Here is a 20,158-nt window from a genome sequence, read left to right as displayed (position 1 = left end):
ATAGGGCAAAAAAAGGGAAGCGTGTGTGTGGCGTTCACTGTGTCAGTGACAGAACTTGGTAGGCTGAAAAATGGAGTACGCCGGTGGTCAGCGTTTTGGGCTGGCTGGCGGGATCGGGGGTCTGCGCGGGACAAGGTGTGCTGAGGTCGCTGACCATCCAGGAGCCCTCAAGGCTTGCTTGTAGGGGCTCAGCGCCGAGGTTGGCCAGCAGCAGGTGACGGGTTCCTTTGGTCGATACCCAGGCCAGGCCAGCCACCTGGTCGGGCAAGCCGCTCAACCCGTGCAAACAGCAGCCAGAGGCTCGCACCAGCTGATGCAGCACGCGCCAGGCGGGCACGCAGGCACCGGGCTCCCAGCGCGGCATGTCTTCGCGCAGTGTCGGGCCGCTGACGCCGTGGGTATGCAGAAAACTCAGCACCTCGATGCCCGCCTGCTGCACGGACGCCGCGTAGCCCACCAGCCATGCTGCGCCGAAAGCCGCCTGGTGGCGCGGGTCGTCGGGCGCCATCGCCACGCGCTGGCGCGCGGGGTTCTCGGCCGTGTGTGCGCCGTAGGGGTTGCGGTGCATGCCGATGGTCACGGGGCCAAGGCGGTAAGCCAGGTCGGGCCAGATGGCGCGCACGCTGGCGGTGATGCTGGCCAGGGCTTCGTGGGTCTGCATCACGGAAACATCGTCGGCAGCGTGTACCAGGGGCGTCGTGGTGTGGCCGATGAAATCGAGCGAAGCGGGTGCCTGGCGCTTGCGGTTGAGCTCGGTGAAGTAGGTCAGCATGCCGCCACCCACGCTGGCGTGTGGAAACGCTTCGGCAAAAGCCGTTGCGTAAGCGTCGAGCCCTGGCCCCTCTGGCCAGTGGTCAGAAGGCTGGTAGCTTTTCAAATACGGCGCAGGGCAGGCACGAACAGCGGCTGGCTCCAGTCCGGCGAGCTGGCAAGCCACCACCACACGGGCCGCAATCACTTCGGGCTTCTCATCCGTCGGGCAGATCACGTCCAGTTGCACAAGCGCCTTGCAAGCCTGCGCCAGTCTGTACAGCGCCGCCAGTTGGGTCTGCAGTTCGGAGGCTTGCGAAGCATCTGCTTCGGCCACCAGCCAAACCGGCTTCAAGGTCAAGACCGCCCTGTTTTCGGCAGGGGTCATGCGATGAAGGTGCAGCGGAACACCGAGGCCAATCGCAGCCATGCGGTGCCCGGTCGCACTGCCCATGACCACGCGCGGCAGTCTGGTCGAAGTCTGATCGCCAGGTTGATCGACCACTCTTGAATCGACCACCGACACCGATACCTGCTGAACGTAGTGTCTATGTGCTTCCAGTGCATAGGGCCAGGGGTCCAGCAACGAAGCCACGTAGGTTTTGAAAGAGGCATCCGACCAGTTGCGCTGGTCTTCCATCTCGAACTTGCCCAAGGGGTCGTGTGGCAACTCGGCTTCCAGCCGGCAGTCCACGCTGAGCCCTGGCAGGGGCTCATGGCGCAGGCGCCGAATGTTGAAGGCGACCTGGCCCGGGCTGATGTGTGCCGGAAAGCAAGAGGTCTCGATGGCGCCATCGGTGTGCTCGATGTCGAGCGGCGCATTGGCCGCAGCAGCCGGGTGGAGTACCACCAGACCACAGCGGTTGGTCGACATGGCCAGGTCGGTCACGGCATCCACTTTGAATTCGAAGTGGCCGCTGGCATCACCACGCACGGAGGCGCTGGCCCGCAGCGTGCCTTCGCCCAGCTGCATCGTCAAAACAAAATGCGCAACAAACTGGTCGGGAGTCTGGTCGACCTCAAAGCCATCCACCTTGCAGGGCGCCGTGCCCCATGACGTGTCACGCAGCAGGTAGGCAATACCTCTGATCACTTCCACGCCGCGCCAACGCAGGTTGCGCACACTGCCTTCGCTCCACTCGCAGCTCAGGTCGCCTGCCGTCAGCACCCGGCTGGGCGCCGCCGGCTGAAGGGTCCCCCAAATGCGCAAGGCATCAACGGCCTTGGTATCGGATCCGGTGGGTCGGGGGACATCGTTGGCGCTCACGGTGAATCAGCCGATTTCGGCCTCCGTCTCGCCCTCGGGCCGCACCAGGCGCTGGTACAGCGCGTTGGCGCGGGTCAGGTGTTCCCGCATCGCCCGCTCGGCGCCGGTGGCGTCGTGCGACTCGATGGCCTCCACAATGCGATCGTGTTCGGCCAGGGTGAGCTCTTCAGCGCCAGGCGCGCGCACCAGCGACTGGTAGTACTCACCCAACCAGCGCAGCATGGCTTCCAGGATCACCGGAAAAATGGGATTGCCGCTCATGACCGCTATCTGGGTGTGAAAGCCCATGTCGCCTTCCACAAAATGCTGTGGCGATTCGGTCAACTGGTGGTGCTCGGCCAAGCGCTGGCGCAGCAGCTTCATGCTGGCGGGGTCGGATCGCTCGGCGGCCATGCGGGCCATGCCGCACTCCAGAAACACGCGCACCTCTTTCAGGTGTTCCAGCGAACCGGGATCGGAGCGCAGCAGGTGTTGCGCTCCGCTGGTGATCTGTTCCACCAGCGATTCGGCCGTGGGCACGGCAACGCGCGCGCGCTCACCGTGGCTGATGGACACGATGCCTGAGCGCTCCAGAGCTTGAAGCGCCTCCCGTATGGCTGGCCGACCAACCTGGTATTCGTCCATGAGGTCGCGTTCGGAGGGCAACTGCTCTCCCGACGGTATTTCGCCACTGCGGATGCGGTCCAGCAGCCTGTCCTGAACTTCCTGATAGAGCTTTCGACGTTGAATGGGTCCTGATGACATGAGGGTCTTCCGAGAAGCGGGCCGAAAAACTCAAGTTTACGGGCCTTCAACAAAGAGGCACGGACATTTGAACTGACCAAAAGGAACCTGCTTGCCTGAGTTGCCCGGTTCACTTGTCAAACACCACGCCTTTGGTCAACAGAAAGCAGCCATAAGGGCGAGACTCGGTGGTGTGAACCACCGCAAAGCACTCTTTGGCGGCTTCATAGAAATCGAATCGTTCCAGTGGCAGCATGGGCACAGGTCTGTCTTCAGCCCGCTCGCAGACCGACAGCACCTCAGACTGCACCGGCAACAACACCCCCGACTGGTCCACCGGATCCATGCAGTTCAATGGGTATGCGACGAAAGAGTCCAGGGGGAACAACGCAAGAATGCCTCGAACCGCTTCCACCACATCGGTGCCGTTGAGCTCAACATGCCGGCCGCTGGTGGTGCGTTTCGCGGTGGCGAACGCCGGGTAGTTGCGGTCCACCACCGCCAGGCGATCGCCATGGCCCATGGCCGCCATCACCCACAGCAGATCAGCCGACATCCAGGAGGGAAGGCCTTTCAGCATGGTGGTGTCGCTTTCTGGATGTCGATGGTGGTCTGCTGGTGCGCTGCCGATTCGTACGCCTTTTCCACCAGCACGAGGGTGTTGAGGTTGTCGACTCCCGAGGTCTGGGGTTCACGGGCATCGGTCAGGCACTGCAGCCAATGGGCCTGGATGTTGAGCACGCTGTCCTGGATGTTGTGCCAGGGGCGTTGCGCCCAGTCGTGCAGCGGCGGCGCGCAGTCAACCACTTGGGTGGCGCCGCCCTTGACATGGATGGTGAGCTGGTAGTCGGCGCCCAGACGCAGGGTGCCCAGAGCGCCATCGATCTCGATCAGCGTTTGCGGAAACAGCTCCCGGGTGTTGGCCGTGGCGTAGCTGCAGTCCACCACGCTGGTGAGGCCGCTGGTGTGTTTCATCAGCAGGGTGGCCACATCTTCGCCACGGATCTTCGGGTTGATGCGTGTGGCGCTGGCGCTCATGGTGGCCACTTCGCCAAACAGGAAACGGGCGATATCGATGATGTGAATGCCCAGATCCTGCAGGATGAAGCGGTCTTCGGTGGCCAGGTAGGGCTGGCCGGAAAACACGTCGTAGGCCGAACGAAAGCTCACGCGTCCCCAGAAGGGCTGGCCGATGTGGTCTTCGTCCAGCGCTTTGCGCACCGCCTGGATCGAGCTCTGCCAGCGGAAGTTCTCATGCACCATCAACGGCACACCCGCCTTGCGGCAGGCTTGAATCATGGCCACGGCATCGTCCAGCGTGTTGGCGAACGGCTTCTGGCAAATGCAGGGAACGCCGTGGCGCGCAGCCATTTCGACCAGGCTGCGGTGGCTGGCTGCCGTGGTGGCGATATCGACAAAATCCAGCGCTTCCCTGGCCAACAGATCCTCAGCCGAGGCGTAAACCTTGGTGATGCCAAACTCGGTGGAGGCCTCTTGAAGACGTTGTGCATTCGCATCGCACAGGGCCACGATCTCGACCCCTTCCAGTTGTTGCCATGCGTGCAAATGGTTCTTTGAAAAGAAACCACATCCGATGAGTGCACCCTTGCGGGTTTTCACAGGGTTGCCCATGATCACGCCTCTGCACGCATTTGCAAGGCCATGCGCTGTTGCATGCGCTGCTGGAACTGGTCGACCACCACAGCCGCAATGATGACCAGGCCCTTGATCACCGTTTGCCAGAACGAGCTCACACCCATCATCACCAGGCCGTCGGAAAGGATGCCGATCACAAATGCGCCGATGATGGTGCCGCCGATCTTGCCGCGGCCACCCGTCATCGAGGTGCCGCCCAGGACGGCTGCTGCGATGGCGTTGAGTTCAAAGGTTTCGCCCGTCATCGGGTGGGAGGCCACCAGTTCGGAGGAAATGACCAGGCCAACGATGGATGCGCACAGGCCGGAGAACATGTAGACAAAAAACTTGATCTGCTTGACTTTCACACCCGAGAGCATGGCGGCGCGCTCGTTGCCGCCCACGGCGTAAATGTGGCGACCCAGGGGAGTGCGGGCACCGAGATAGGCCGCGCCCACGCCCACCGCGATCAACAGCCAGATCACCAGTGGAATGCCCAGAAAGTTCAGGGTGCCGATCAGCGGGAAGCCGGTTGTGCCGTGTTCCGCCGCGCCTTCCAGGTTGGGAAATGTGGCGCCATTGGAGGACAGCAAGGCGATGCCGCGGGCCACATACAGCGTTCCCAGGGTGGCGATGAAGGGCGCCACGTTCAACACGGTGATCAGCACACCGTTGATGGCCCCCACCAATACGCCCACGCCCAACGAAATCAGGATGATTTCAAAGACGTTGAAGTAGATCACGTAGTCGCCCACCGAGAGCCCGTGCAGGATCAAGCCGCCTGCGACCATGCCGGTGAGGCCCACGATCGAACCCACCGAGAGGTCGATGCCGCCACTCACGATGACGTAGGTCATGCCAATGGCCAGCAGGGCGTTGAGGGCCACGTGCTTGGACATGATCAGCGCGTTGGCAGCGCTGACGAAATTGGGCGCCATGAAGGCAAAAAAGCCCGCGACCAGAAACAGCGCGATGAAAGTGCGCAATCTCAGGATCAGCAGCAAGGCACTGTCGCCGGAGGAAGTCGCTGGCGACGGGGAGGGGTGGATGGCGGTGGCGGTCATGGTGATTTGTGCTGAATGGGTTGGTTCAGGCGGCCAGCAACTGGCCGCTGTTGGAGGCCAGAACGACCGCGTCTTCGGTGGCTTCACCCAAACCAAATTGGGCGGCGAGACGGCCGTTGGACATGACGACGATTCGGTCGGACAAAGCCATGACTTCTTCCAGATCGGAGGTGACAAAAAGAATGCCCAAGCCCGCTTTGGCAAGATCGCGCATGACCTTGAACACGTCGGCCTTGGCGCCGATATCGATTCCCCGGCTGGGTTCGTCCATCAGCAATACCTTGGGGTCGGTCATCAGCGCGCGGCCGATCACCACCTTTTGCTGGTTGCCGCCCGAGAGCGATCCGATTTCGAGTTCCGGTCGCTTGGCTTTGATGGACAACGATTGGATGAAGCGTTGGGTTTCTGAGCCTTCCACCTTGGGGCTGAGGTGCCACCGCCTGGCCATGCGCCACAGGTTGGCCAGCGTCAGGTTCTCCGAAATTGACATGGAATGCACCAGACCGTCGGCCTTGCGGTCTTCGGGAATCAGGGCCAGACCGGTGTTGATGCAGGCGGTCACATCCTTGCCTATCAGCTCCTGGCCCAGCAGCTTGACGCTGCCTCGTGCGCGATCGGGATGGCAGCCGAAGATGCACTCGAAGAGTTCGGTGCGCCCGGCGCCCATCAGTCCATAGATGCCCACGATTTCTCCTGCGCGCAGGGTCAGGCTCATGTCGTCCACCAGGTAGCCTGGCGCACCGGAGCGGGGCAAGAAGACGTTGCTGACTTCCAGCAAGGTGTCACCAAAGGCGTGGTCATCCGAGCGTGCGAAGTTGCGCGTGCTCGCGCCCACCATCTGCTTCACGATCCATGGAACGTCGACCTCGGACATCACCGAGGAACCCGTGATGCGCCCATCGCGCAGAACGGTGATGTAGTCACCGATGCGGATCAGCTCTTCCAGTCGGTGCGAGATGTAGACGATTGCGACGCCACGCGATTTCAGATCCTTGATGACGCGAAACAGAATCTCCACTTCGGGCGCGCTGAGCGCGGAGGTGGGCTCGTCGAGGATCAGGATGCGCGCGTTTTGCGCCATGGCTTTGGCGATTTCGATGATCTGCTGCTGGCCGATGCGCAACTCGCCGACCAGCAGGTCAGGATCCAGATCGTGTTCGAGTTCGCGAAGCAATTCCTGGGCCTTTTCGCGGTGAACCTGCCTTTCAATGGCACCCCACGGTGAGGTCACTTCACGGCCGATGAACAGGTTTTCGGCGATGCTCATGTTGGGGAACAGGTTCAGCTCCTGGAAAACGATGCCGATGCCGTTGGCTCTCGCCTGCTCGGTGCTGCCCAGGTGCACGGGTTTGCCATCCAGCAAAATGCGCCCTTCGCTGGGCTGCTCGACACCGGCAATGATTTTCATCATGGTCGATTTGCCTGCGCCATTTTCACCGACAAGCACGTTCACTGCGCCAGCGCGCAGGTCGAAGTCAACGCTTTTGAGTGCCATGGTGCCGGGGTAGATTTTGCTGACACCTTCCAGCCTCAAGACCACAGGGTGTTCTGTATGCGGTTGTGGCGTTGTCATGGCCCAACCACCTTGAACGACGTGGCGGTTACAACTGGCAGGTCTTCGCCGTTGTCGGCGGTGAAGACGCCCACAAGGTCCACCTTTTGACCGATCAACTTGGTGCGGTCCACGTCTTTGAGGCCCGCTTCATAGGCTCGGTCGTTGAGCGCGTTGGCAAGCTGGGCAAAATCAATCTGATTGGTGTAGTTGGTGAACGAGATGAACGGCAAGGTGTCACGGATGGCTGTGGCGCGGATCACGGGCCCGATCTGGACTTGCAGATCTGCCTTGCCATCGCCATCGACGTCAATGTCTGCGGTACCTGCACTGAGTTCGGTCTCCGCTGCCACCACCACGCCGGCGGCTCGAACGGCCATGTTCCATGGTCCGCTCTCGCCTTTTTCACGGTACCCATGCTGGGCGCCGGCCTCATCCATGTTTTGTTCCATCGCCGCCTTGAGCGTGGGGTAGTCGACGGCCATCTTGTCGATGGCAGGCAATACCTTGCTTTCCCACATGGCCTGAACTTCAGCCTTGGGGTCAAAGGACGCGTTTTCGAAGCTGCCCGCTACCGAGGTTGCCGCTTTCTTCTCGGCCTCTGTTCTGTGCTCGATCTTGCAACCGCTCAGCATCAGGCCCATTGCACCCAGAAGCAGGGTGACAGGCGTATTTCGAATCAACTTGGTGGAGTACATGCCGCTGGGCGCTTTAGGCCAGTGAAGAAATTGTGCCGACAGTGGGTCGTATCGATGCCGCCGAACAGGTGATCTGTTCGGCGGCATGCCCCTGCTTATTTGGCGAGCGTGAAGGTTTCCAGCTTGCCAGCGTTTTTGCTGTTGATCAGTACGCAGTCCATCAGCTGCTTTTCAGGCAGACCGGTTGAACCTGTCTTGAGGAACTTGTCGGCCTGCTCAACGGCCACTTCGGCCTGGCGGTAGGCCGGCTGCAACACGGTGGCCTTGATGCCACCCTTCTTGATCGAGTCGCGCACGTCGTTGCTGCCGTCGAAGCCCACCACGATCACATCGGTTCGCTTGGCAGCAACCAATGCGGCCCAGGCACCCATGGCCATGGTGTCGTTGCCGGAAATCACACCCTTGATGTCGGGGTTGGCCTGAAGAATGCTCTCCATGATCTTGAAGGCTTCAGGCTGGCTCCAGTTGGCCGACTGGCGTGCGACCATTTCCAGACCTTTGTACTTGTCGATCACGTCGTGGTAACCCTTGGAACGCACACCGGCGTTGATGTCGGCTTCGCGGCCCACCAGCTCGACGTACTTGCCTTTTTCCTTCATGAGCTTCACGAACTCTTCAGCACCGAGCTGGGCGCCCTGGTAGTTGTTCGACACGATCTGGCTCACAGCGATGCCGGTGGTGTTGATCTCGCGATCGATCAGGAACGACGGAATCCCCGCATCCTTGGCTTTCTTCACCGCAGAAACCGATGCTTCCGAGCCGGCGTTGTCCAGAATGATGGCCTTGGCTTTGCGGGCGATGGCGGTATCAAACAATTGGTTCTGCTTGTTTGCGTCGTCGTCGTGGACCAGCACCAGGGTGTCATAGCCCAATGCCTTCGCACGCGCCTCGGCGCCCACGGCTTCGGCCTTGAAGAACGGATTGTCGTGGGACGGCGTGATGATGGCGATCAGGTCCTTGGCGCTGGCGGTCGAAGCGACGCCAAAGCTCAGAACCAATGCAGCCGGAATCGCGGCCAGGAGTTTGCGGGAAGGGAACATGTTTGCCTCTACTTTCTTTTCTTGCCAAGGGATGGTGGCGGACGGTTTCCGCCTCGAATAAGCGTGTCGAATCAGGTAATACGCTTAATGCTGTCGGCGATTTCGGCAGGCTTGAAGATATCCAGCCAGTCGTCTCGCATCAATCGGGGTTTTCCGAACTCGATGGCCTTGTTGCAGGCATCGGAGAAGGCGCCAGGAATCTCTTCAAAGATCACGGCGGCCAGAATGTTCATGTGGCCCAGCAGGAAATCGCGAGCGGCTTCTTTGGGCACACCGCGCTTGACCACTTCGTCCATGCCGTCGCGCATCACCGCGAGCAATGTGGCGCATACGGTTTCGGACAGGCCTGGTTCCAGCAAGGCCATCTGCTCCACTGTCATGGGGTAGGAGCGCAGTATGGGCGCGTAGATCGTGCGTGCGATGGCTTCGCCGATGTCGTATTGGTCTGCCGGCCCTTGCATCAACGAGTTGACGATGGACTGCGGGGCGGCCAGACCACCGAAGTGGTCTCGGCGGGCTTCGTCACCTTCTTCGTAGTTGAAGATGGACGGGTGGCAGGGGTGGGTGACGAAATAGGTCAGGTCTGGCCGGTCGGGCAGGTGGCCCGCGAATGGCGCAGCAGCGTCGAGAGTGATGACCATGACGCCGGCTTTCAGCTTGGGCGAAATCGAGGCCGCAATCTTGCCGATCACGGTATCGGGCACGGCGAGGATGACCGCGTCCACGCCGGCCAGCGCAGTGTCCACATCGACGCAGGTGATGCCCAGCTCGTCTTTCAGGCGTTTTTGCCCAACTTCACTGACCTCTACATGGCGCACGACGTAGTCGCTGCGCTGCAGGTTGCGCGCCAGGCGCGCCCCCATCTTGCCGCCCGCACCGAACAAAGCGATGGTGGGTAAATTCATTGTGGTGACTCCATTAAGTGCCGTCGACGATCGGGAGAGAAAGGGGTTTTCGTCAACTGGTATGATGAGTAGATCACATCAACACATCAACACATCTAGGGGCTTTCACCTAGAGAGCCCCACGGGTTGGCATGTCTCCCCAGACCCTTGGTGCGGTGTGTCGTCGGGCAAATTTCAGGCGGTGTGCAGCCTGCGGCATTGGGGTTGCCGGGGTGTCCCGGCACCATCGAATACACTTGAAGGCTGTTCTTCGAGGTATTTCATGAGTCTCCAATGCGGCATCGTTGGCTTGCCCAACGTCGGCAAGTCCACCCTTTTCAACGCGCTGACCAAAGCGGGCATCGCGGCCGAAAACTACCCTTTCTGCACCATCGAACCCAATACGGGTGTGGTGGAAGTCCCCGATACACGCCTGACCCATCTGGCTGCCATCGTTGAGCCCGAGCGTGTGGTGCCGGCCATTGTTGAGTTCGTGGATATCGCTGGTCTGGTGGCCGGTGCGAGCACCGGTGAAGGCCTGGGCAACAAGTTTCTGGCCCACATCCGCGAAACCGATGCGATCGTCAACGTGGTGCGCTGCTTTGAAGACGACAACGTGATCCACGTGGCCAACAAGATTGACCCGATCGCTGACATTGAAGTGATCCAGACCGAACTCTGCCTGGCCGATCTCGCCGCCGTGGAAAAGGCGCTGCACCGCGTGCAGAAAACCGCGCGCTCGGGTGACAAGGAGTCGATCAAGCAAGTGGCGATTCTGGAAAAGTGCCAGACAGCGTTGAACGATACCCAGCCGGTGCGCACCATCGACTTCAGCAAAGACGAGCTGATTCAGCTCAAACAGTTTTTCCTGATCACGGCCAAGCCGGCGATGTTCGTGGCCAACGTGTCGGAAGACGGCTTCGAAAACAACCCCATGCTCGACCGCCTGAAAGCTTTTGCCGAGAAGCAGAACGCGCCGGTGGTGGCCATTTGCGCCAAGATCGAAGCCGAGCTGTCCGAGATGGACGATGCCGATCGCATGGAATTCCTCAAGGAGCTGGGCCAGGACGAGCCGGGCCTGAACCGCCTGATCCGTGCGGCCTACCAGTTGTTGGGCTTGCAAACCTATTTCACCGCTGGTGTGAAAGAGGTGCGTGCCTGGACCATCCACAAGGGTGACACCGGTCCGCAGGCCGCTGGCGTGATCCACACAGATTTCGAGAAGGGCTACATCCGCGCGCAGACCATCGCGTTTGACGACTTCATCACCTACAAAGGCGAACAGGGCGCCAAAGACGCGGGCAAGATGCGCGCAGAAGGCAAGGAATACGTGGTCAAGGATGGCGACGTGATGAACTTCCTCTTCTCTTCTTAAGCCCACCCATGAACCAAGCTGCACGGCCCGAGCCACAGCGCCTGGCCAAGCGGCTGGCGAACCAGTTGCCGTGCTCGCGCAGCGATGCCGAGAGCTACATTGCAGGTGGCTGGGTGCGTGTGGATGGCCAGGTGGTGGAAGAGCCGATGGCCCGCGTGCACGACGCCCAAGTGGTCACGCTCGATGCCAAGGCCAAACTGGAAAGCCTGGAATCGGTCACGCTGATCTGGCACAAACCATCGGGCCAGGCCATGCCCGATGCGTCACCGGCCCCCGATGCGTGGGCGGCTGGCGTCTTCACTGCGGCCAACAGGTTCAAGGGTGACCGTTCGGGCATCCGGCCGCTCAAGATGCATTTCCACAAGCTGTTTCCTGCGGCTCCGCTGGAATCGCGCGACAGCGGGTTGATGGTGTTCACGCAGAACCCGGGCGTGGCCCACAAAATTTCCGATACATCGAGCCAGATCGAACACGAATGGCAGGTGCGCGTGCGCGGCGAAGCCGGTCTGCAAGACGATGCCGACCGGCGCGACGCGATCATCAAGTCACTGCAAAAAACCGTGTTCTTCGATGGCTGGGCCATGCCCAATGCGAAAGCCAGCTGGCAGAGTGAACTGCGGCTGCGCCTGGCGATCAAGGGCGCAGTGACAGGGCAGGTGCCCCACCTGTGCAAGCGGGCAGGTGTGCAGGCGACAGGCATACACCGCATGCGCCTGGGCCGTATTGGCCTGACCGGCTTGCCCGAAGGCGAGTGGCGCTACCTCCTCGGCTACGAGCGGTTTTGAACCTTGGCGGCCCAGACACTCAGGGCCATCGCCACCAGCATCACTCCCAGGCTTGCTTCGTGAAGTCGCAGCAAATGGCCATTCGCAATCAGCAGGCCGCCCAACGCAGCGCCCATGGCTTGGCCGCCGTACATGGCAGAGGTGTTGAGCGCAACGCTGGCGGGCGCCAACTCGGGTGACTGGTGAACCAGCCGGGCCTGCTGGGCTGAGTTCGAAGAAAAGCAGCCCAATGCCCAGGGTACGGCGATCAGCGCCTGCGGCCAGAAACCGTGGCGTCCCAGCGGCCACAGCAGCAGGCTCAAAGCGATCAGGGCCAAAGTGATGAGCACGGCTCGCGGGGCGCCAAGGCGGTCGACCCAGTGCGAAAGGCCCAGGTTACCGGCCAGACCAAACGCCCCGAACCACAGAAACATCAAGGCAATCGTGCCGCTGGTGGCGCCGATGGTCTGGTTCAGGTAGGGCGCGAAATAGGAAAACAGAATGAACTGGCCAAACGAATAGGTCAGTGTCACGCTCAGGGTCAGCATCATGGCGGACGATCCCAACGTTTGACCCCAGGCACGGCGCGTGAGTGCGGCCGGACGGATGCCGGTGGGCATTACCTGCCAGATCCAGGCGGCAACGATCAATGATGAAACCGCTACCAGGGCAAATGCCCAGCGCCAGCTCGATGCGCCTGCTATCCAGGCCGATAGCGGCATGCCCATGACGGAAGCCACCGACCAGCCCAGGAACACGAAGGTGATGGCGCGCCCGCGCTTCTCGGGCGAGACCATGAGGCCCACGCTGGCGGCCGCCTGCGGCGTGAAGATGGCGGGTGAAATCACGGTGAGCACGCGCAGGGGCAGCAGCAATTCGTAGTTGGGTGCGAAGGCGCTGATACCCGTCATCACGCCATACCAGATCAATGAAAGCGCCAACAACTTGCGACGGTCCCAGCCCGCCACGATGCTGGCGAACAGCGGCGCACCCAAGCCCATCAAGATTGCTGCCGCCGTGATGAGCTGCCCCGCCTGGGGAATGGAGATCGCCAGCGAGCGGCTGATGTCGTTGAGCGCGCCGGGCACCATCATCACGCCGGTACCGATCACCACGTTGCCAACCATCAAGGCCCAAAGAGCGCGTGCGGGGTCGGTGGGAAGTGCGGTGTTTGATGGCATAGGGGGCTTGATTTGCCCCGCTGCGGCGAAACAAGGGTCTGAGTATCAGGGCCATTCCCCCCAAACGCTCACAAAGGCAGTCCCCCAGGGAACACCTTCAGCAGCGCAAGGGTGAGCACCAGATAGCGCAGCAGCTTGCCGATGGCCATGTAGGCGACGCAGGGCCAAAAGGGAAACTTCAACCAGCCGGCAATGGCACACAACGGATCGCCGATCAACGGCAACCAGGACATCAAACAGGCCCTGGGGCCAAAACGTTTGAGCCAAGCGAGAGCATGCAACTCGGTGGCGCGGTGGCGGGCTTTGTCGACCGCTTTGTGTGCGACCGCCCCCATCCACCACGAGACTGCACCGCCCAGCGTATTGCCCACGGTGGCCACGGCGATGGCCGGCCACAGGAGCTCGGGGTTGAGTTTGAGCAGCCCGAAGAGCGCCGCCTCAGAGCCCATGGGCAGCAGGGTGGCTGAAACGAACGCCACCACGAACAGCGCCCCCAGGCCGGCTTCGGGCATGGCCAGCCAATGCAGCAGGGAAGTGAGCCAGTCGGGCATAGGAGGTGGGTTGTCTCGAAAAAAAAAGGGGCTCGCATATCACCTGCTGAAAAAACAGGCAGATACAATGCCCATCCCTCTGGCGTTTTCGCGCCGATCCCCATGCCGTCCGATTCTCACACGCTCATGCAACTGGGTCCGTACACCCTGCCCAACGCTTTGTTCGTCGCGCCCATGGCCGGCGTGACAGACCGGCCCTTCCGCAAACTGTGCAAACAGTTGGGCGCAGGCTACGCTGTGAGTGAGATGGTGACTTCCCGCCCCGACCTGCAAGACAGCCTGAAGACCTCGCGCCGTGCCAACCACGACGGCGAGGCCGCGCCGATCGCCGTGCAGATTGCGGGTACCGAGGCGCAGATGATGGCCGATGCGGCGCGCTACAACATCGATCGTGGCGCCCAGATCATCGATATCAACATGGGTTGCCCAGCCAAAAAAGTGTGCAACAAGTGGGCCGGTTCGGCTCTGATGCAAGATGAAGCGCTGGCGATTGGCATCGTTGAGGCAGTGGTCAAGGCCTGTGCACCGCACGGTGTGCCCGTGACGTTGAAAATGCGCACCGGCTGGTGCGCCGATGTGCGCAACGCGCCCACGCTGGCGCTGGCCGCTGAAAGCGCTGGTGTGCAAATGCTGACTGTGCATGGCCGCACACGTGAGCAAGGCTACAAAGGTCTTGCAGAGCATGACACCGTGGCGCTGATCAAGAGCCGGGTGAACATCCCCGTGGTGGCCAACGGCGACATTGATTCGCCCGAAGCTGCCCGCGATGTGCTCGCGTGCACGGGTGCCGACGCCATCATGATTGGCCGCGCAGCCCAGGGCCGCCCCTGGATTTTTCGCGAAATCGCGCATTTTCTGGCTACCGGCGAGCACCTGCCTGCCCCTGATTTGGTCGACGTCAAGGGCTGGCTGATCGAGCACCTGCATGACCATTACGCCCTGTATGGCGAGTACACCGGTGTGCGCAGCGCGCGCAAACACCTGGGCTGGTATGCACGCTCCCTGCCATTGCCCGTGAACGCATTTGCTGCGTTCCGCGAGCGCATCAATGGCTTGACCACCGCCGAAGCACAACTCGATGCCGTGGCGTTTCACTTTGATCAATGGGCCAGCATGGGCCCAACCGATTTCACAAAAACAGAAGAATGGAAGCTGGCAGCATGAGCGCGGCGAGGAGCACCAAGAGTTTTCTATGAGCAAGCACAACAACCTGCATGACTGCGTTCGGGACAGTCTGGAAGTCTATTTTCAGGACCTCAACGGCACCGACCCCGCTGGACTGCACGACATGCTGGTCAAAGCGGTGGAAAAACCCTTGCTTGAAGTCGTCATGCAGCAATCACAAAACAACCAGTCGCGTGCAGCCCAATGGCTGGGCCTCAACCGCAACACGCTGCGCAAAAAACTGCTGGAGCACGGGCTCATTGAGTGAGTCGTGTGCCGCCAACCCATTTTTTTCTTTTCACCATCTCTTAGGCTGACCCCATGCGCGCTCTGATCTCCGTCTCCGACAAAACCGGCATTGTTGAACTCGCTCAAACCCTGCACGGCCTGGGGGTGTCCTTGATCTCTACCGGCGGCACCGCCAAGCTGCTCGCGGAAAAAGGATTGCCGGTGACCGAGGTGGCCGAGGTCACCGCGTTTCCCGAGATGCTCGATGGTCGCGTGAAAACGTTGCACCCCAAGGTTCACGGCGGTCTGCTCGCGCGCCGCGATGTGCCCGAGCACATGGCGGCGTTGAAGACGCATGGCATCGACACCATCGACTTGCTCATCGTCAACCTGTATCCGTTTGAGGCCACCGTGGCCAAGCCCGGCTGCACGCTGGAAGATGCGATCGAAAACATTGACATCGGAGGCCCGGCCATGGTGCGCAGCGCGGCCAAAAACTGGAAAGACGTGGCGGTATTGACCGATGCGGCCCAGTACCCTGCCGTGATCGATGAACTGAAGGCCAGCGGCAAACTGAGCGACAAGACGCGCTTCGCGCTGTCGGTCGCCGCCTTCAACCGCATCAGCCAGTACGACGGCGCGATCAGCGACTACCTCTCCAGCATCGAGTTCGAAGCCGGTGTGAGTGTGCCCAAGATGAGCGCCTTCCCGGGCCAGGCCAACGGCCGTTTCATCAAGCTGCAGGACCTGCGCTATGGCGAAAACCCGCACCAGGCAGCCGCGTTCTACCGCGATCTCTACCCGGCACCTGGCTCGCTGGTCACGGCCAAGCAGTTGCAAGGCAAGGAACTCAGCTACAACAACATTGCCGATGCCGATGCGGCCTGGGAGTGTGTCAAGTGTTTTGACGTACCCGCCTGCGTGATCGTGAAACACGCCAACCCTTGCGGCGTGGCCATGGGCAAAGATGCGCTGGAGAGCTACAGCAAGGCCTTCCAGACCGACCCCACCAGCGCCTTCGGCGGCATCATCGCGTTCAACCGCCCGGTTGACAAAGCCGCGGCCGAAGCGGTGAGCAAGCAGTTTGTCGAAGTGCTGATGGCGCCGGCCTACAGCGAAGAGGCGCTGGCGATTTTCAAGGCCAAGGCCAATGTGCGCGTGCTGGAAATTGCCCTACCAAAGGGCGGTGCTACCGCCTGGGACAAGGGGTTGAACGCCAGCGATACCAAGCGCGTGGGCTCAGGCATGTTGATCCAGAGCGCCGACAACCATGTGCTGAACCGCGCCGATCTGAAAGTGGTCACCAAGCTGCAGCCCACCGAGCAACAACTGGAAGACCTGCTGTTCGCCTGGAAGGTCGCGAAGTTCGTGAAATCCAATGCCATCGTGTTCTGCAAAGACGGCATGACCATGGGCGTGGGCGCGGGGCAGATGAGTCGCCTCGATTCGGCGCGCATCGCCAGCATCAAGGCCGGCCACGCCAACCTGACCCTGCAAGGCACGGCCGTCGCCAGCGATGCCTTCTTTCCCTTCCGCGATGGCCTCGATGTCGTGATCGACCAAGGCGCGACCTGCGTGATCCAGCCGGGTGGCTCCATGCGCGATCAGGAAGTGATCGATGCGGCGGATGAGCGCGGCGTGGTGATGGTGACGACCGGCGTGCGCCACTTCAGACACTGACCCCCCGCGCCGCTTGCGGCCCGGCGAAGCCGGTTCGGCGGCGCCCTCGGATGAAAGGCATCTCGCTCCCGGCGAGGTGCCTTTTTTGCTTACAGGGTCTTGAAGACTTCTTTGGCGGCGGCCACTGTGTCGGCGATGTCTTGCGCCGTGTGGGCTGAGCTCACGAAGCCGGCTTCGTACAGCGCTGGTGCGATGTAGACACCGCGGTCCAGCAGGCCGTGGAAAAGTTTGTTGAAACGTGCGTTTTCGGTGGTCATGACCTTGGCGTAGTTCTGCGGCAGTTCATCAAAAAGGAACACGCCGAACATGCCGCCCTGGCTGTCACCGCAAAAGGGCACGCCTTCTGCCTTGGCGGCGGCGGTCAAGCCGTCCACCAGTGAACGTGTGGTGGCCGAGAGCGCCTCGAAGAAGCCTGGCTTCTGGATTTCTTTCAGCGTGGCCAGACCACAAGCGGTGGCAATCGGGTTGCCGCTCAACGTGCCCGCCTGGTAGACCGCCCCCAAAGGCGCGAGCTGCTCCATCACTGCCCGCTTGGCCCCGAAGGCGGCCAGGGGCATGCCACCACCGATGACTTTGCCCATGATGGTCATGTCGGGCTCGAAACCGGGGATCAGTTTGGCGTACACGCTTTGTGCACAGCCCAGGGCCACGCGGAATCCGGTCATCACTTCGTCAAAAGCAAACAGGGCGCCGTGTTCGGTACACAGCTCGCGGCAGCGTTTCATGAAGGGCACCGAGGCGCGCACGAAGTTCATGTTGCCGGCGATGGGCTCGATGATCAGGCAGGCCACGTCGGCCCCGTGTTCGGCGAATGCGGCTTCGATCTGTTCAACGTTGTTGTACTCCAGAACCAGGGTGTGTTGAACCACCTCGGGCGGCACGCCAGCGCTGGTGGCGGCACCAAACGTGGCCAGGCCGGAGCCAGCCTTCACCAGCAGGGCATCGGCATGGCCGTGGTAGCAGCCTTCAAACTTGATGATCTTTTTGCGACCTGTGGCGCCACGCGCCAGTCGGATGGCGCTCATGCCTGCTTCGGTGCCCGAACTGACAAGTCGCACCATGTCGATGCTGGGCACCAGCTTGATGATTTCTTCGGCGAGCTCCACTTCGCGCTCGGTCGGTGCGCCGAAAGAGAATCCCTCCAGCGCGGCTTTTTGCACCGCTTCCAGCACGGCGGGGTGGCCATGACCCAGGATCATCGGGCCCCAGGAGCCGATGTAGTCGATGTACTTTTGGCCGTTGGCATCCCAGAAGTACGCGCCTTGGGCGCGTTGCACGAAGCGCGGCGTTCCGCCTACGGCCTTGAAGGCGCGCACAGGGGAGTTGACACCTCCGGGAATCAGGGCTTTTGCGCGGTCGAAGAGTTCTTGGTTGCGGTCGGTCATGGCGTTTCTCAGGTTCAAGTGCGGGGCCTGATCTGCGCATCCACTCTGCAGGAGGCAGGCATACCGCAACGGTGTTCAGAGGCTAGGTTTTTGTTGCAAGGAGGATGTGATCGGAGGAAAACCGACAAACAAAGGCCATGGTCAGTGTTTGGTGGTGTCGAGGGGGAAGTCCTCTGTTCCCAGGGTGTTTTTACTGCTGGGCTCGACCTCGTCTTCGTCGTCGGAGTGTGCCCAGAACATCCGGTCGGGCACGGCATGGCCCATGCCCGGCTGAAACCCGGCATCAAGGCATTGATCGAGATAGGTGAGAGCCTCTGCGCAGGCCGCCTGCAAATCCATGCCATTTGCGATCAAGGCGCAAAGGGCTGCCGACAAGGTGTCGCCAGCGCCGCTGAAGGTGGCCTCAAAGCGTTCATAGCGGGCGGTCGCGAGCACCGTTTCCGGGCTGGCAAGGTGGCTCTCCAGATACTGGTCGGCCGCGTTGAATCCGGTGACCAGCGTGTAGGGGACGCCATGCACAGCAGCCGCACGGGCCACCTCTCTTGGCGGTGGCGGCTTGTCGCCATCCCAGTCTGGCAGCAGCCACCGGCAAAGCGTACTGTGGTTGCCGACCAACACCGTGGTTTGCGGCAGCATCAACTCCGCGCAAGCATCCAGGTAGTTGTCGATCTCGACCTCATCCCACCAGGAAAGGTCTGGCATGTAGGTAATGACCGGAATTTCTGTGTAGTCGGTGGCGATGGCTGCGATGGCGCTCAGGTTCTCGGCGCTGCCTACAAACCCAACTTTGAATGCCTGCACCGGCATGTCTTCCAGTGCACAGCGCGCCTGGTCGGTCACCGCTTCGTCATCAAACGGGAAGTGGTCGTGAATTTCTGTGGTGTCGCGGACATAGGTGCCCGTGACCACGGCGAGCACGTGCGCAGACGCACTGCCCATGGCGCTCAGGTCGGCGGCGAGCCCGCCAGCGCCGCTGGGGTCGTTGGCATTGAAGACCATGACGCATGGGAGCGACGGTTCAGCGTCTTCTATCGAGGGTGTCAGGGGAGGGGTGGTGGGGGTGTCGGACATGAAGGGCCGTTGCCGCAGCGGCGTGCGTTTGACATCTGTTGGGCGTTGCTTAGGGTAAGCCGCTCCGGCGAGCATGCCCGCCTCTATACAATGTTCCGATTCTAAGACAACGCCTTGTGAGAACATGACCGACGCCAAGACCTGGATGTGCCTGATTTGCGGCTGGATTTACGACGAAGCTGCAGGTGCGCCCGAGCATGGCATTGCCGCCGGGACACCGTGGGCAGATGTGCCCATGAATTGGACGTGCCCTGAATGCGGGGCCCGGAAAGAAGATTTCGAAATGGTGCAGTTCTGACCCTGGCCTTCCCCTTTGTTGCCAGGGTTCACCTGGCAGCTATCGGCAATTTGACTTGACCTTTTTTACTGGAGTTCGACCACCGTGAGCACCTCTACCGCCATGAAAGTGCTGGTCGTTGATGACAGCAACACCATTCGACGCAGCGCAGAAATCTTTCTCAAGCAAGGTGGCCATGAGGTTCTGCTGGCCGAGGATGGGTTTGATGCCTTGGCCAAAATCAATGACTACCAGCCCGACCTGGTGTTTTGCGACATCCTGATGCCGCGGCTGGATGGTTATCAGACATGCGCCATCATCAAGCGAAACCCGCGCTTTGCCACCATCCCGGTGGTGATGCTGTCATCGAAAGATGGTGTTTTCGATAAGGCTCGGGGGCGCATGGTGGGCTCCGAGGAGTACCTCACCAAACCCTTTACCAAAGATCAGTTGCTGCAAGCGGTGCAGCAATTTGGTACCAACTTGACCACTGGAGCAGCCTAATGCCAATTCATAAAGTACTCGTGGTAGATGATTCCAAGACCGAGTTGATGGTCTTGACCGATCTCTTGGGGAAAAATGGCTACAGCGTGCGAACCGCTGAGAACGCTGAAGAAGCCTTTCGTCGACTTGCGGAAGAAAAGCCTGAGCTGATTTTGATGGATGTGGTGATGCCCGGACAGAATGGTTTTCAGTTGACGCGGGCGATTGCCCGTGATCCGCAGTTTTCCACCATCCCGATCATCATGTGCACCAGCAAGAATCAGGAGACCGATCGGGTTTGGGGCATGCGCCAGGGTGCCCGTGATTACGTCACCAAGCCGGTCAACGCCGAAGAATTGTTGTCGAAAATTCGGGCATTGGGCTGA

21 protein-coding genes are annotated in these 20,158 nt (G+C 61.0%); 8 read left to right on the top strand and 13 right to left on the bottom strand.

Features of this window, described 5'->3' with window-relative positions; all coding sequences use genetic code 11:
• Window positions 1–34: 34 nt before the first annotated feature.
• From LPB072_RS19485 to LPB072_RS19445, 9 genes are all read right to left on the bottom strand, one after another.
• Window positions 35–2,017 carry a hypothetical protein gene (locus LPB072_RS19485; protein WP_066086723.1) on the bottom strand — a complete coding sequence of 661 codons (1,983 nt, stop codon included), beginning with the start codon at window positions 2,015–2,017 and terminating at the stop codon, window positions 35–37.
• Window positions 2,018–2,023: 6 nt separating this feature from the next.
• Window positions 2,024–2,761, bottom strand: a complete 738-nt coding sequence (locus LPB072_RS19480) for a transcriptional regulator NanR (RefSeq protein ID WP_066086726.1) — start codon at window positions 2,759–2,761, stop codon at window positions 2,024–2,026.
• A 109-nt stretch (window positions 2,762–2,870) separates the two neighbouring features.
• Window positions 2,871–3,320: an RbsD/FucU family protein gene (locus tag LPB072_RS19475; protein WP_066086729.1), complete on the bottom strand. Its 450-nt coding sequence runs from the start codon at window positions 3,318–3,320 to the stop codon at window positions 2,871–2,873.
• On the bottom strand, window positions 3,314–4,372 hold the full coding sequence (locus tag LPB072_RS19470) for a Gfo/Idh/MocA family protein (protein WP_066086732.1): 1,059 nt from the start codon (window positions 4,370–4,372) through the stop codon (window positions 3,314–3,316). The genes LPB072_RS19475 and LPB072_RS19470 overlap by 7 nt, the downstream gene beginning before the upstream one ends.
• A 2-nt stretch (window positions 4,373–4,374) precedes the next feature.
• Window positions 4,375–5,439, bottom strand: coding sequence for an ABC transporter permease (locus LPB072_RS19465; protein ID WP_066086734.1), 1,065 nt, complete (start codon window positions 5,437–5,439; stop codon window positions 4,375–4,377).
• Window positions 5,440–5,464: 25 nt separating this feature from the next.
• Window positions 5,465–7,012, bottom strand: a complete 1,548-nt coding sequence (locus LPB072_RS19460) for a sugar ABC transporter ATP-binding protein (RefSeq protein ID WP_066086737.1) — start codon at window positions 7,010–7,012, stop codon at window positions 5,465–5,467.
• Window positions 7,009–7,689 (bottom strand): DUF2291 family protein, encoded by a 681-nt coding sequence (locus tag LPB072_RS19455; RefSeq protein WP_157694113.1) that lies wholly within the window; start codon window positions 7,687–7,689, stop codon window positions 7,009–7,011. The genes LPB072_RS19460 and LPB072_RS19455 overlap by 4 nt, the downstream gene beginning before the upstream one ends.
• 95 nt (window positions 7,690–7,784) lie before the next feature.
• The gene (locus LPB072_RS19450; RefSeq protein WP_066086739.1) at window positions 7,785–8,729 is read right to left on the bottom strand and encodes a D-ribose ABC transporter substrate-binding protein; all 945 of its coding nucleotides are present in this window, start codon (window positions 8,727–8,729) and stop codon (window positions 7,785–7,787) included.
• Window positions 8,730–8,800: 71 nt separating this feature from the next.
• Window positions 8,801–9,634, bottom strand: a complete 834-nt coding sequence (locus LPB072_RS19445; protein WP_066086741.1) for a phosphogluconate dehydrogenase C-terminal domain-containing protein — start codon at window positions 9,632–9,634, stop codon at window positions 8,801–8,803.
• A gap of 262 nt (window positions 9,635–9,896) precedes the next feature.
• Between LPB072_RS19445 and ychF the strand changes: the two genes are divergently transcribed.
• Window positions 9,897–10,988 carry a redox-regulated ATPase YchF gene (ychF, locus tag LPB072_RS19440; RefSeq protein ID WP_066086744.1) on the top strand — a complete coding sequence of 364 codons (1,092 nt, stop codon included), beginning with the start codon at window positions 9,897–9,899 and terminating at the stop codon, window positions 10,986–10,988.
• A gap of 8 nt (window positions 10,989–10,996) precedes the next feature.
• A complete protein-coding gene (locus LPB072_RS19435; protein ID WP_066086746.1) occupies window positions 10,997–11,773 on the top strand; it encodes an RNA pseudouridine synthase in 777 nt (258 codons plus the stop codon).
• Here LPB072_RS19435 and LPB072_RS19430 read toward each other — a convergent pair.
• On the bottom strand, window positions 11,758–12,933 hold the full coding sequence (locus LPB072_RS19430; RefSeq protein ID WP_066086749.1) for an MFS transporter: 1,176 nt from the start codon (window positions 12,931–12,933) through the stop codon (window positions 11,758–11,760). The genes LPB072_RS19435 and LPB072_RS19430 overlap by 16 nt on opposite strands.
• A 68-nt stretch (window positions 12,934–13,001) precedes the next feature.
• Window positions 13,002–13,484 (bottom strand): YqaA family protein, encoded by a 483-nt coding sequence (locus LPB072_RS19425; RefSeq protein ID WP_066086751.1) that lies wholly within the window; start codon window positions 13,482–13,484, stop codon window positions 13,002–13,004.
• Between the two features lie 126 nt (window positions 13,485–13,610).
• Between LPB072_RS19425 and dusB the strand changes: the two genes are divergently transcribed.
• The 3 genes from dusB to purH are packed head-to-tail and all read left to right on the top strand — an operon-like array spanning window position 13,611 to window position 16,556.
• Window positions 13,611–14,648, top strand: coding sequence for a tRNA dihydrouridine synthase DusB (gene dusB, locus LPB072_RS19420; RefSeq protein WP_066086754.1), 1,038 nt, complete (start codon window positions 13,611–13,613; stop codon window positions 14,646–14,648).
• A 28-nt stretch (window positions 14,649–14,676) separates the two neighbouring features.
• Entirely contained in the window at window positions 14,677–14,916 is a 240-nt protein-coding gene (locus LPB072_RS19415) for a Fis family transcriptional regulator (RefSeq protein ID WP_066086757.1), read from the top strand.
• Window positions 14,917–14,969: 53 nt separating this feature from the next.
• Window positions 14,970–16,556, top strand: coding sequence for a bifunctional phosphoribosylaminoimidazolecarboxamide formyltransferase/IMP cyclohydrolase (gene purH / locus LPB072_RS19410; RefSeq protein WP_066086760.1), 1,587 nt, complete (start codon window positions 14,970–14,972; stop codon window positions 16,554–16,556).
• An 89-nt stretch (window positions 16,557–16,645) separates the two neighbouring features.
• Here purH and hemL read toward each other — a convergent pair whose 3' ends face one another.
• Both hemL and thiD read right to left on the bottom strand, forming a co-directional pair.
• On the bottom strand, window positions 16,646–17,941 hold the full coding sequence (hemL, locus tag LPB072_RS19405; RefSeq protein ID WP_066086763.1) for a glutamate-1-semialdehyde 2,1-aminomutase: 1,296 nt from the start codon (window positions 17,939–17,941) through the stop codon (window positions 16,646–16,648).
• Window positions 17,942–18,082: 141 nt separating this feature from the next.
• Window positions 18,083–19,012 (bottom strand): bifunctional hydroxymethylpyrimidine kinase/phosphomethylpyrimidine kinase, encoded by a 930-nt coding sequence (gene thiD, locus LPB072_RS19400; protein ID WP_066087195.1) that lies wholly within the window; start codon window positions 19,010–19,012, stop codon window positions 18,083–18,085.
• A 124-nt stretch (window positions 19,013–19,136) separates the two neighbouring features.
• On the opposite strand from thiD, the gene LPB072_RS19395 reads away from it, so the two are divergent.
• From LPB072_RS19395 to LPB072_RS19385, 3 genes are all read left to right on the top strand, one after another.
• Window positions 19,137–19,310, top strand: a complete 174-nt coding sequence (locus LPB072_RS19395) for a rubredoxin (RefSeq protein WP_066086766.1) — start codon at window positions 19,137–19,139, stop codon at window positions 19,308–19,310.
• 102 nt (window positions 19,311–19,412) lie between these two features.
• Window positions 19,413–19,793, top strand: a complete 381-nt coding sequence (locus tag LPB072_RS19390; protein ID WP_066086768.1) for a response regulator — start codon at window positions 19,413–19,415, stop codon at window positions 19,791–19,793.
• Entirely contained in the window at window positions 19,793–20,158 is a 366-nt protein-coding gene (locus LPB072_RS19385) for a response regulator transcription factor (RefSeq protein WP_066086770.1), read from the top strand. Before LPB072_RS19390 ends, LPB072_RS19385 begins: the two co-directional genes overlap by 1 nt.

It is taken from the genome of Hydrogenophaga crassostreae, assembly GCF_001761385.1.
Classification (GTDB): Bacteria; Pseudomonadota; Gammaproteobacteria; order Burkholderiales; family Burkholderiaceae_C; genus Hydrogenophaga; species Hydrogenophaga crassostreae.
This window is presented reverse-complemented; position numbering and strand designations above follow the sequence as displayed.